The organism is Stenotrophomonas sp. Bg11-02 (assembly GCF_002836635.1).
Taxonomy (GTDB): Bacteria; Pseudomonadota; Gammaproteobacteria; order Xanthomonadales; family Xanthomonadaceae; genus Stenotrophomonas; species Stenotrophomonas lacuserhaii.
The window spans coordinates 1-12,572 of the sequence record NZ_PJAY01000067.1 but is presented as its reverse complement, the minus strand read 5'-3'; the positions used below and the strand labels follow the sequence as shown (position 1 = coordinate 12,572).

The 12,572-nt window shown below is 67.3% G+C and carries 9 protein-coding genes; 2 read left to right on the top strand and 7 right to left on the bottom strand.

What is annotated here, in order from left to right; translation table 11 throughout:
* The first annotated feature begins 45 nt into the window (after positions 1-45).
* On the top strand, positions 46-2,052 hold the full coding sequence (locus tag CXG43_RS15130; protein ID WP_101100771.1) for a M13 family metallopeptidase: 2,007 nt from the start codon (positions 46-48) through the stop codon (positions 2,050-2,052).
* Positions 2,053-2,128: 76 nt separating this feature from the next.
* Here the strand turns inward: CXG43_RS15130 and CXG43_RS15125 are convergent, their stop codons facing one another.
* The gene (locus CXG43_RS15125) at positions 2,129-5,152 is read right to left on the bottom strand and encodes a TonB-dependent receptor (RefSeq protein WP_101100677.1); all 3,024 of its coding nucleotides are present in this window, start codon (positions 5,150-5,152) and stop codon (positions 2,129-2,131) included.
* Between the two features lie 210 nt (positions 5,153-5,362).
* Complete coding sequence (locus CXG43_RS15120; RefSeq protein WP_101100676.1) at positions 5,363-7,024, bottom strand: SDR family oxidoreductase; 1,662 nt, start codon at positions 7,022-7,024, stop codon at positions 5,363-5,365.
* Positions 7,025-7,144: 120 nt separating this feature from the next.
* On the opposite strand from CXG43_RS15120, the gene CXG43_RS15115 reads away from it, so the two are divergent.
* Positions 7,145-7,621: a VOC family protein gene (locus CXG43_RS15115; protein WP_101100675.1), complete on the top strand. Its 477-nt coding sequence runs from the start codon at positions 7,145-7,147 to the stop codon at positions 7,619-7,621.
* A 41-nt stretch (positions 7,622-7,662) separates the two neighbouring features.
* Here the strand turns inward: CXG43_RS15115 and CXG43_RS15110 are convergent, their stop codons facing one another.
* The 5 genes from CXG43_RS15110 to CXG43_RS15090 form a co-directional block, all read right to left on the bottom strand.
* Positions 7,663-8,334 carry a rhomboid family intramembrane serine protease gene (locus tag CXG43_RS15110; RefSeq protein WP_042614086.1) on the bottom strand — a complete coding sequence of 224 codons (672 nt, stop codon included), beginning with the start codon at positions 8,332-8,334 and terminating at the stop codon, positions 7,663-7,665.
* Positions 8,335-8,426: 92 nt separating this feature from the next.
* Positions 8,427-8,798: an MGMT family protein gene (locus CXG43_RS15105; RefSeq protein ID WP_232767835.1), complete on the bottom strand. Its 372-nt coding sequence runs from the start codon at positions 8,796-8,798 to the stop codon at positions 8,427-8,429.
* Positions 8,762-9,679, bottom strand: coding sequence for a DMT family transporter (locus tag CXG43_RS15100; protein ID WP_101100770.1), 918 nt, complete (start codon positions 9,677-9,679; stop codon positions 8,762-8,764). Before CXG43_RS15100 ends, CXG43_RS15105 begins: the two co-directional genes overlap by 37 nt.
* A gap of 73 nt (positions 9,680-9,752) precedes the next feature.
* Complete coding sequence (gene gorA / locus CXG43_RS15095; protein WP_101100673.1) at positions 9,753-11,120, bottom strand: glutathione-disulfide reductase; 1,368 nt, start codon at positions 11,118-11,120, stop codon at positions 9,753-9,755.
* Positions 11,121-11,207: 87 nt separating this feature from the next.
* The gene (locus tag CXG43_RS15090; RefSeq protein ID WP_101100672.1) at positions 11,208-12,464 is read right to left on the bottom strand and encodes a DUF418 domain-containing protein; all 1,257 of its coding nucleotides are present in this window, start codon (positions 12,462-12,464) and stop codon (positions 11,208-11,210) included.
* Positions 12,465-12,572 lie beyond the last annotated feature (108 nt).

The following is a 12,572-nucleotide window of genomic DNA, read 5'->3' as shown; positions in this document are numbered from 1 at the left end:
TTGCTATAGTTCGCCCGCCCTTAATCCATCATGGATTTGCTCTACATGCCCACTCTTCGTCCGCTTGCCATCTCCCTGGGCGTCAGCCTGGCCATGCTGGTTCCCGTCCACGATGCGCTCGCCGCCAAGAAGAAGGCCGCACGTGCGCCGGCCGTCAGCGCGCAGTGCACCGATTTCCACGACGCGGCCAATGCCGCCTGGCTCAAGGCCAACCCGGTTCCGCAGACCGGCGCCACCACCGCGCTGGGGCAACTGGTCGAGCGCAGCCGCCTGCAGCAGCGCGAACTGCTGGACGGCGCCATGGCCAGCCCGCAGGGCAACGTGCAGAAGCTGCTCGGCGACTTCTGGGCCAGCGGCCTGGATGAAGCGGCGGTGGAAGCCGATGGCTCCAATCCGATCGCCCCGCTGCTGACCCGCATCAATGCGATCAAGCGCGCCAAGGATGTCCCCGCGTCGATCGCCGCCCTGCACCAGGTCGGTATCCCGGTGGCGTTCAACTTCAGCCCGGACGTTGACCTGAAGGCGCTGGACCGCCACATCGGCTACTTCATGCAGGGCGGCATGGGCCTGCCGGACCCGGCCTTCTACACCCGCACCGACGCCGACACCGTCGCGGTGATGGGCCGCTACCGCGCCTACGTCAAGCAGATCCTGGCGCTGACCGGCACCCCTGCGGCCAAACTGGATACCGAGGTCGCCTCGGTGATCGCGCTGGAAACCGAGCTGGCGCGCAACGCGCAGTCGCTGGCCGACCTCAACAACCCGTTCCGCAACTACGCGCCGATCTCCACCCGCGACCTCAACGGCCGGTACAAGAACCTGCAGCTGGACGCGTTCCTGAAGGTGCAGGGCGTCAACGACGACCTGGTGTCGCTGTCCGACGCCGCGCTGTTCCAGGCGCTGGACGGCATGGTCACCCGGATCAAGCCGGACCAGTGGAAGGCCTACCTGCGCTGGCGCGTGGGCGATGCGATGGCACCGTACCTGTCCAAGGCCTACCGTGACGCCGAGTTCGAATTCCGTGGCCGCGTGCTGCGTGCACAGACCCTGCCCGCCCCGCGCTGGGAGCAGGTCCTGGATGCGATCAACGTCGCCGCCGGTCCGATGCTCGGCCGTGAGTACGCCGCCAAGCACCTGAGCGCCGAAGATCGCCGCCAGGCGGCCTGGATCATCGACAAGCTGCGCGAAACGCAGATCGAAGCGGTCAAGCGCAGCACCTGGCTGAGCGCCGAAGCCAAGGCCGAAGCGGAAGCCAAGCTGGGCGCGTTGAAGATCGAGATCGGCACCCCGCTGCGCGATCTGGATTACAGCGTGCAGCCGATGGGCCGCGGCAGCTTCGGCGGCAACATGCTGATCGCTTCCACCTGGCGCCACCGCGAAGAAATGAAGCGCATCGGCCGCGGCAACGCAGACCGTCGCTGGGACGTGCTGCCGCAGCAGCCGTCGCTGGCGTATGACCTGGCGCAGAACCGCCTGATCGTCACCGCCGCCGCCCTGCAGGACCCGATCTTCAACGCCCAGTCCAGCGCGGCCAACAAGTTCGGCAGCTACGGCGCACTCGTCGGCCATGAGCTGACCCGTGCGATCGACGCCAAGGGCGCGCTGATCGACGCACGTGGCGAACTGCGCAGCTGGTGGACCCCGGCCGACAAGACCGCCTGGACCCTGCTCGGCACGCGCATGGCCACGCAGTACAGCGCCTACGATTTCCCGGGCGTGAAGGGTGCCAAGGTCAACGGCACGCTCACCGCAGACAACAATCTGGCCGACCTGGCCGGGCTGGAGCTGGCCTGGGATGCCTACCGCGCCGTCGAAGCCAACGCCAAGCCGGCTGACCAGCAGGGCTTCTTCACTGCCTGGGCCGCCCTGTGGCCGCAGCAGCTGTCGCCCAACGAAGCAGCGGCACGTGCAAGCATGGACATCGAAGCACCGGGCAAGTGGCGCACCAATGGCCCGCTGGCCAACCTGCCGGCCTTCGGCGCCAGCTTCACCTGCAAGCCGGGCCAGCCGATGCAGCGTACCGATGCCGAACAGATCCGCGTCTGGCGTTGAGTCGGCTGTTTCGGCAGCAAACAGGAAGGGCGCCCGGAGGGGCGCCCTTTTTCGTGGCCGGTGCAGCGTGTGATTGTCAGAAATCGTACGAGGCGGTCAGCCGGGCCGAGCGCGGCGCAGTGAAGTAGGTGCCGACGCCGTAGAGGTTGGAGACGGTGTACGGGCCCTGCTCATACTTGCTCTCGGACTGCAGCGGGCGGCGCTGGTTGAGCACGTTGAACACATCCAGCCCGAATGCGAGCCGCTTCTGCGCGAACGCAGGGCGATACATCACGCCGAGGTCGACGCGCGCGGTCCACGGCTGGCGACCGGCATCGCCAGGACGCGACGGGCTGCCATTGCAGTAGTGGTACGACGATCCGTAACCGACCGGGTCACTCTCGTCGGCGCCGTAGTATCCCAGGCAGGTCCTGGGTGCACCGGACATCATCCGCAGGGTGGCCGAGGCCGTCCATTCGTCGGTGAACTGGTAGGCCCCGTAACCCTTCAACTGGTGGCGACGGTCGTTGGCCAGATAGCCGCCGGCGTATTCCATCAGGTACGACGAATCCCAATCCTGGGTCTTGGACACATCGTTCTGGCCCAGGTCCGACTTCACCTGGCCCTCGGTGTTGCCGAAGTTGCGCGACCAGGTGTAGTCCACGCGGCCGTACCAGTTGTTGCGCATCGGGTGCTCGATGAACAGGTCCACCGCCACGTAGTCACGCTTGGCCTTCTGCCCACCCAGCCCCCAATCCTCGCCACTCATGCTCACCGGGAGATAGCCCGAGCCGTCGCGCTTCTTCAACAGGAAGGTGTTGCGCTTGCCTGGGTTGAAGATCACGCAGCCGGGGATATCCAGTGTGCTGGAATCCACCCCCATCGCGTTCAGCTTTTCACCGATGCGGCCGGCATCGCAGGTGTCGTCGATCGCGGTCTGCAGGCGGCGGTAGGTCGCCTTGGCGCCGCTGTTCCAGGAATCGCCGAGGGTCTTTTCGAAGCCCAAGATAAGCTCATCCTGGTATTGCGACTTCAGGTCCGCCGGCGCCACGCTGCGCGGGTCAGGCGTCTGCCCGTACTCGTTGTTGGAAGAGACCGGACCCGGTCCCAGCGCGGTCAGGCCAGTCGGGTTGCCGTTGGCATCGATGCCGCTGTAGGTGAAGTATTCGCGGGTATACGTCGACGCCGATGCACCGCGGATGGCCACGCTGTTGGGCAGCGCCAGGTAGTAGCGCCCCAGGTTGGCGAATACCTTCAACGAGGAATCGCCGAACACATCCCACGCCGCGCCCAGCCGCGGGGCCCATTGGTCACCACTTTCCACATAGGCCACACCGGCGCTGTTGTAGTTGGTGAACTTGTCGTTGCGCAGGCCCAGGGTCAGCAGCCAGTCCGGGGTCACCTGCCAGCGGTCTTCCAGGTAGTACGCTTTCTGCTGCAGCGACATGCTGGTGGTGGTGGAGAAGATGTACTTCTGCACGAAGTAGCCGTCGCCGCCGGGCGGGGTGATACCGAAGCCCGGCGACGGCGAGGAGCCCGGGGCAACGCGCGAATAGATCCACGCATGGCCGGGACCGGTCATCGCCTGGCCCTCGTTGTTGGCCTGGAAGGTCATGTTGTCGATGCCGGCGGTGAGCTCATGGTCGCCGATGCGGTACTGCAGGTCCACGCGCAGCCCGCGCGTGTTGCTGCCCGCATTGGAAGCCTTGTCATTCATGGCGGGCTGGTCGTTGCGGATCGGCGTGCCACCGGTGATGGAAGGATCCTGGTTGTTGGCGCCGCTGATGAACGGATTGGACGAATCGAGCGGATTCGCGTCCAGGTTGCGCTGCCTGCTGCGCCCCCACAGCGCGCTCAGCGTCAGGTCCTCGCTGAGGTAGCTGGTGAACTTGAAGATATCGAAGTTGTCTTTGAGCTTGGTGGTGTTGGCGAACGTGCCGGTGCGCTCGCCTTCCTGCCGTGTGGGGTAATCGTAGGCACGGTAGTAGGCGTCGTAGCGATCCGTATTCTGGATGCGGGTGTACTCCAGCGTATTGCTGTCGTTGATGTTCCAGTCGATCTTGCCGTAGAACTTCGGCGCATCCAGAGTGTAATGCCGCCTGCCCTGCTGGGCCGACTCGATGCTGTTGGTCAGAACACCGCGGGACCGGTCGTACTCGCCGGCCAGGTGGAAGAACAGCCGGTCTTCGATCAGCGGGCCGCTGACATAGCCGCTGTAGGTGGTCCGGTCGGCCCTGTCGCCGCGTCGCGAACGGTACAGCGAACCGGGAAGGGTGGGATCCTGCAGTTCATAGCCGGGCGGCAGCGAAGCACCGGGGTAGCGGATATCGCGCGGCGATTCGGCCAGCGAACCCGGCTGCCAGGTAGCCTGGACACCGTAATGCCACTGGTTGGTCCCGCGCTTGCCGAGCTGGTTGATCACCCCGCCGGTGGAGCGTCCGTAACTGGCCCCGTAGCCGCCGGTGAAGGTTTCCTGCTGGTCGATCGAGCCGTAGGGCAGGCTGACCCCGCCGATGTTGTTGAGCGGATTGGTGGCATTGAAGCCGTTGAGGTAGTACGCGTTCTCAGTGACGCTGGCGCCGCCGAAGGACAGCGAAGAACGCGAACCGTTGACGAACGCGCCACTGCCGGCGACCACGCCCGGCGCCAGCAGCGCGATCGCTTCGGCACTGCGGCCCAGCGGCAGCACATCCAGCTGTTCGGAGGTGATCACCGAGCGCGAGACGGTGTTGGTGACATCGATCTTCGGCAGCTGGGCCGCCGTCACGGTCACGGTTTCCAGCGTGGTGGCCGCCGCTTCTGCGAAGGAGACATCGGTGCCCGCACCGACCTTCAGCTGCACGTTGTCGCGCTGCTGCACCACTTTTCCATCGCGCTGCAGGGTCACGGTGTACTTGCCGACCGGCAGCGCACCGAGGGTGTAGCGGCCGTTGGCGTTCACCTCCACGGTGCGCTTCAGGCCGCTGTCGCTCTCCACGATGATCGAAGCGCCCGCAGCGCCCGGTGCGCTGCCGTACAGCGAGCCGGTGGTGCTCTGTGCGGAGGCCGCGCCGATGATCGACATCAGGGCCACGACGATGCTGGTCCGCTTCAATGTTGCGGCCCGCTTGATGCTGCTCATGCAAACTCCTTGTCCAAGGGGAAGCAGGCCGCGGTCCACCGCAGATCTGCAACGCAAGTTGAACAAGCAGCTGAACCGCAGGCCTATGACGAAAACGACATGAGGGCATTTCGGGGTCGATGACGGCGCTCGGTTACGCAATCAGCTTGCCCCGGTCACACAGGCGCGACAGCCGGAAGCGGGGTCCCGGCCACTCGCGACATCCGCATTTCACTCATGGTTCGCGTCCAGCGTTCCTCGATAGGCCACGATCCGCCCCACCAGCGGCGCGGCGATCTCCACGTCGAACGCAAAGCGACCGTCCACGTCCGCTTCGAAACTGTTGCCACCGGGCAACAGCCATCGCGGCAACGGCACGCCCCACACCGACCAGCGCCGCGGCAGCAACTGCAGCCGGCCGCCGTCCACCACCAGCGCCAGGGCGACGTCGATCACTCCGAAGCGTTCGACCAGCAGGGCTTCGTTGCGGCCCACGCCCGCGGTCTGCAGCGAAGAGAAGGTCCTGCCGGCGAAGCGGCGTGTCCAGCGCTCGCCACCGGCCTCCTCGGTGAACTCCACGATCACCGGCACCTGCTCGCCCGCCGGGGGAAAGCCGAACACCGCTGCCAACAACCGCGACAGCATCCCGCTGCCCCGTTCCACGCGCGCAGAGCCGTGCCAGCGTTTCGGTGCCGAAGGCGCATGCAGGGCCTGCACGCTCGCCGGCAAACTGGCATACGCGCTGCCCAGCACGCGCTGGTAAAGGCTGGCGCCGGATACCTCATGGCGGAAACCGACGTGGATGCTGCGGCCTTCGAACAGCCGCTCATAGTCCGCCAGTTCCAGCGCATGCGTGGCCGCGCGCGCACCCGCCGCAGGGCGCTCCCCCTGCAGCAGCTTGCGGATGATTGCCTCGATGGCCATCGACGGGATGTACGGACCATCATCGCCCTCGGCCAACAGGTGCCAGCTCTGCACGATGGACACGCCCGCGCGCAGCCCCGTGGCGCGTACGATCATGCCGCCGCGGTGCTCGCCGGACTTCATCCGGTTCAGCACCCGATGGAACAGCGGGGACAGCGGCTGCAGCGAAGGCAGGCGCAGGCGATGACGCGCGGCGGCCAGCAGGTTGAGCATCCGGTGCAGCACTTCCGGCACCGGTCCGGCACCGATCCAGATATCGGTCATGGCCGGATGCTCCGGCGGCAGCACCTGCAGGTCCGGTACGTCCACCAGCGAATAACGCAGGTTGCGCAGCGGCACCCTGCCCGGCACCGCCACGGTGAAGCGCCGGCTCTCGGCCAGGCCGATGCCGTGTGCATCGCGGCCCTCGCGACGCAGCTTCACCGGCGCGCCGGCATAGCCCACCACCGCGCGCATGACGTTCAGACCGATGCCGGCGTAGGGCGAGGGCGCAATGCCGGCTTCCACGCGGGTGATGTCCATGTGCCGCGCCATCTGCCGCAGCACCGCGGCCGTCAGCACCGGGAAGCTGCTGACGCCGGACAGCACGAACACCCCGGCCGCTTTGGCCTGTGTGTCATAGCGCCCGACGCCGGCAACGAAATCGGCCGCGTCGGCGAAGTCCAGGTAGTCGATGCCCGACGCGATGCAGGCGGCGATGGCCGCGTAGCGCTGGGCCCCGTAGGCCTGGAACGGCCCGGAGGCATCCACTACCAGGTGCGGCTGCTCCTGCTGCAGGGCAGGCGCCAGCGCGCGCCGATCCAGCTGCAGCGGCCGCACCCGGGCCGGGCCCGCAAACACCTTGCAGAACGCCGTTGCCGCGGCCAGGGTGCGCCCGCCGATCAGCAGTTCCACTGCGGGAAGGTCGGCCAGCAGCTGTGCCAGCCGCCCGCCGAACACACCGTAACCCCCGAGGATGAGAATCTTCACTGCGTTGCGTCCGTGTCCGCGCTGCCGACAGGGTAGCGTGGCAGCGGCTCGGTAGAGCACGATCCGGGATTAACAGCGGCCGTGCTATCGCTGCACGCTCGTCCCTGCGGGAGCACCACCATGGTCCACAAGAACACGGTCTGCATCTGGTACGACAACGGCGCGCTGGATGCGGCCACCTTCTACGCTCAGACCTTCCCGGACAGCAGGGTGATCGCCGTCCACCATGCGCCCGGCGACTTTCCATCAGGCAGCCAGGGCGACGTGCTGACGGTGGAGTTCACCGTCTGCGGGCTGCCATGCGTCGGCCTCAATGGTGGCCCCGCCTTCCGCCAGACCGAAGCGTTTTCGCTGCAGGTTGCCACCGAAGACCAGGCCGAGACCGACCGGCTGTGGAATGCCATCGTCGGCAACGGGGGCCAGCAAAGCGCCTGCGGCTGGTGCAAGGATCGCTGGGGCGTGTCCTGGCAGATCACCCCACGCATCCTGCTGGAGTCCGTCACCAGTAAAGACAAGGCGCTGGCCAAGCGCGCCTTCGACGCCATGATGACCATGCACAAGATCGACATCGCCACCATCGAGGCCGCCATCCGGTGAGCGCACGTGACGGCCAGCGGCCGCCACTCCCCTGGCCTGTCTTACTTGATCGAGCGCAGGTGGTTCGGGCGCTTCGGCGGGCCCGGTGGGCGCGGCTTGAACGGCGGCTGGCCGCGCCAATAGCGGATCAGCAACCAGCCGAACAACATGCCACCCAGGTGCGCGAAGTGGGCCACGCCCGGCTGCCAGCCGGTGGCGCCCAGCACCAGTTCGCCTACGCCGAACAGGATCACGAAGGTGCGCGCCTTCATCGGAATCGGCGGGAACAGCAGCATCACCCGCTGGTTCGGGAACAGCATGCCGTAGGCCAGCAACAGGCCGAACACGCCGCCGGAAGCCCCCAGCACCGTCGCCGGATTTTCCATCAGGCTGCCCACCAGCAGCTGGCACAGGCCCGCGCCGGCCACGCAGACCAGGTAGAAGGTCAGGAAGCGCTTCTCGCCCCAGGTCTGTTCCAGCGGTGCGCCGAACATGAAAACGGCGAGCATGTTGAAGAACAGGTGGCCGAAGCTGCCGTGCAGGAAACCGTAGGTCAGCAGCTGCCACGGCTGGAAATTGCCGCCGGGCGAAAACGCATCGAAGCTGCCCTGCAGCGGTTGCAGCATGAACGGTGCGAAGGTCGCATCGCCCAGCAGGAACGGCTGCTGCAGCAGGAACAGGATCGCGTTGGCGATCAGCAACGCCTTGGTAACGGTGGGCAGTCGCGGAAGCATGGAGGCATCCTCTGGAACGGCCTCCATCATAACGGCAGCGCCCGTGGATGGCGTTGTCTTCAGCCGCTCATGCGTTCAGCCCGCTGACACGCTCAGCGCGGCCCCCAGATCTCCGCGTCCAGCGCCTGCGCCGGATCCAGCGCAGGCATCCGCACGCGCCCTCGTTCCACCACCACGCCTTCGGCACGCAGGCGCTGGCTCTGCTCGCGCCAGCCGCGCGAACCTTCCGGCATGGCGATGCGGCCGTCCGCGCGCAGCACGCGGTGCCACGGCAACTGCGGATCATCGTTCATGCCCAGCACGCGCGCGGTCAGCCGCGCCCTGCCCGGCAACCCGGCGCGCGCGGCAACCTGCCCGTATCCCATCACCTGCCCGGCCGGAATGGCGCGGATCACCGCCAGGATGCGCTCGCGCGCCTGCTCCGGGGTCAGCGCCGCAGGCGGGTCACCAGCAGCACCCCGCACAGCACCAGCACGGTGCCGGCGATCTGCGCCGGGCCCATCGGTTCGTCGAGCAGCCATAGACTCATCACGATCGTGGAAACCGGCCCGAGCATACCGACCTGCGCGGCCAGCGACGAGCCGATGCGCTTGACCGCCAGCATGATCGCCATCACCGGCAGCACCGTGCAGACCGTTGCGTTGACCAGCGACAGCCACTGCACCGCTGCCGGTGCCTGCCACAGCAGCGGCCATGGATGGGTCAGGCCGAAATGCAGCAGCACCAGCACGCAGGCCACGCAGCTGGCCTGCGCGGTCAGCCGCACCGCGCCGATGCGCGCCACCACCTGCCCGCTGCCGAACAGATACAGCGCGTAGCTGATCGCACTGCCGAGCACCAGCAGGCTGCCAAGCACGATCTGCCCGCCTTCGCGCTGCAGGTCGTGGCCGAACGCCACCAGTACGCCGGCGTAGCTGAGCGCCAGCGCGGCCAGTTGCCAACGGCCCGGGCGTTGCCGCGCCAGCAGTACGTTGATCAGCAGCACCAGGGTCGGGTTGAGGTACAGGATCAGTCGCTCCAGCGTCACGCTGATGTACTGCAGCCCCTGGAAATCCAGCCAGCTGGACAGGTAATAGCCGGTGAAACCCAGCCACAGGATGCGTGCGCGGTCAGCCCAGCCCAGCGATGCGGCACGGCGTGAGGACCACCAGGCCAGCAGCAGGAACAGCGGAAACGCCATCGCCATGCGCAGCGCCAGCAGCGTGGTCGGATCCACGCCATGGCGCAGGCCCAGCTTCACGATGACGGCCTTGCCGGACGCTGCCACCGCGCCGATCGCAGCCAGCCCGATGCCTCCCAGCGCGATGCGGGTGGACGAGGTGGCGATAGGCGAAGGGGCGCTCATGCAGCGCGCGATTATCGCATGCGCGCCGCCCTGCTCGTCCTGCTGCATGCCGACCGAGGTCGGCACTACGCGCTCAGCCGCGCATCAGCACGATCTCTTCCGAGGAGGTGGGATGGATCGCCACGGTGTCGTCGAACTGCGCCTTGGTCGCGCCCATCTTCACCGCCACCGCGAAGCCCTGCAGGATCTCGTCGGCCGCCTCGCCCAGCAGGTGTACGCCGACCACGCGCTCCTCGGCGCCCACGCAGACCAGCTTGAACATGCTGCGCTGGGTGCCGTCGGCCAACGCCTGCAGCATCGGCCGGAAATTGCTGTGGTAGGTGCGCACCTCGGCGTAACGGGCGCGCGCCTCCTCTTCTCCCAGGCCGACCATGCCCAACGGGGGATGCGAGAACACCACGCTGGGGACGTTTTCATAGTCCATCTTCGCGTCCGGCTTGCCGCCGAACAGCCGGTCCATCAGATGCCGCGCAGCGGCGATCGCCACCGGCGTCAGGCCCACCTTGCCGCCGATGTCCCCCACCGCGTGGATGCTTGGCACGGACGTGTCCTGCCACTCATCGACGATCACCTCGCCGCGGTCACCCACCGCCACACCGACCTGCTCCAGGCCGATATCGGTGGAGTTGCCACGCCGGCCGATGGCGAAGAACACCGTGTCGAATACGCTGTCCAGCGGACCATCGTGGCCCAGCACGCGCACATGCTGGCCGTCATCGTCGCGCTGCAGTTCACGCAGGCGGTAGTTGAACTGGATGCGCACCCCCTGGTGGCACAGGTTGTCGGCCAGCTGCGCCGCCAGTTCGCCATCGAAGCGGTCCAGCAGCCGGCCACCGCGCACCAGCAGGGTCACCCGGCTACCCAGCGCCTGCAGCAATCCGGCCAGCTCCACCGCGATGTAGCCACCGCCGACGATGGCGACCTGCGCCGGTGCGTCGCACAGATTGAAGAAATCATCCGAGACCAGGCCCAGTTCCGCGCCGGGGATGTCCGGACGCTGCGGGTGCGCGCCGGTAGCCAGCAGGATGTGCTCGCCGCTGAGGCGTACCCCGTCGCTGCACTCCACGGTATGCGCATCCACCAGCCGCCCACGACGTGGCACGCGCACTACGCCGGTCTCGTCCAGGCGCTTGCGATAACTGACGTGGATGTTCTCGATATAGGCCTGCCGATGCACCACGAGTTCCTTCCAGGACAGCGCCGGACGCAGCGGGACGTCGAAGCCCATTGCACGTGCCAGTCCAATGCGTCCGGCCAGATCGGCCGCCAGCCACATCGCCTTCTTCGGCACGCAGCCGACGTTGACACAGGTGCCGCCCAGCTCGCCGGGCTCCAGCATCGCCACCTTTTTGCCGTGCTGTGCCGCGCGGAAGGCAGCGGCCAGGCCTCCCGATCCGCCCCCCAGGACGATCAGATCGTAGTCATGCGCAGTGCTTGTCATCGGGCTCGCTCGCTTCGTTGCATCAACAGGGGGTGCCAGTGCAAAGCATGCCACGAGCGGCCGCGTGCCAGACGTGACGGTGCCCGATCAGCGCGCCTGCGGCGTGCGCCGCAGCGGCGGCCACTGCAGGTAGGTCATCGCCCGCCACAGCCACTCCATCGGGCCATGGCCGAAGCGTGCCAGCCACAGGTGGCTGATGCCCACCTGCAGCGCGAACAACGCCACGGCGAATATCAGCTGCCACGCCCGCGGCAGCTGTTCGAAGAAGCCCAGGCCATAGCCGAAGAACAGCCAGGTACACAGCAGCGACTGCAGCAGGTAGTGGGTCAGCGCCATCCGCCCCGGGGCGGCCAGCCAGCCCAGCGCGTGCCGCGCGTGCACGATCCAGCCCAGATAGCCGAGCGCCATCAGCAGGCTGGCCACCGCCGCCAGCGCGTAGGACAGCCCGGTCTGTACGGTGAACTCGCCGGGCGCCAGGTAGGGGTGCCACGCGGCACTGGCCAGCATCAGCGCCACGCCCACGGGCATGGCGATCCAGCGCAGGCGCGCGTACAGAGGCGCAAAGCGCGTGGGGTCGGCCAGTGCACCGCTGCGCGCGAACCAGGCTCCGATCAGGAACATGCCGAAGATCTCCGGCCCGGTGATCAGGATGCCGCCGATCATGTGGCGCAGGTCGGCCAAGCGCTGCACATTGGCCTGCGCCCAGCTTCCCTGGCCATAGGCGAGGCGCTGCGCTTCGATGACCTCCTGCGCCGCGCGCATGCTGCCGGCGCTGTCCAGCGGGCTGCCACCGCGCGCTGCCGCCCACACCAGCAGCGCGAACAGCAGGCTGAGCCCCACGGCGAAGGCATACACCAGCGCGCCCATCGCCGGCAGCATCGACAACGGCCAGCGCCGCGTGCCCAGCAGCAGGAAGGACAGCAGCGCATACACCAGCAGGATGTCGCCGGACCACACCAGCAGCGCGTGGCAGGCGCCGATCAGCAGCAGGGCGACGCTGCGACGCAGGTAGATCGGCGTGAAGTCCCGCCCGGCGCCCTGTGCACGCTGGGCCATCACCGCGAATCCGGCGCCGAACAACAGCGAGAACAACAGGAAGAACTTGCCCTGCACGAACACATACACCAGCGCGTCGGCGAGGTAATCGATGCCGTGCCAGTGCGGATCCACCCCGGTGAAGGACAGGTCCAGTGGACCGGTGAACGCTTCGATGTTCATCAACAGGATGCCGAACAGGGCGGCGCCACGCAGGATGTCCATCACGGTGATGCGGTCGGTGGTGCTCAGCGGCTGCAGGGCAGGAATCGCGTTGGTCACGGGGGATCCGGGGGTGCGGGGCGCCATTATGCGGTGACGGTGGGTCGAACGGGTGTGCCCCCCTCACGGGTGGCTTCGTACAGTTGGCTACGTGCTTGGGGCCGGGCGATGGGGCTGGTCGGGGGACGGCAAGAG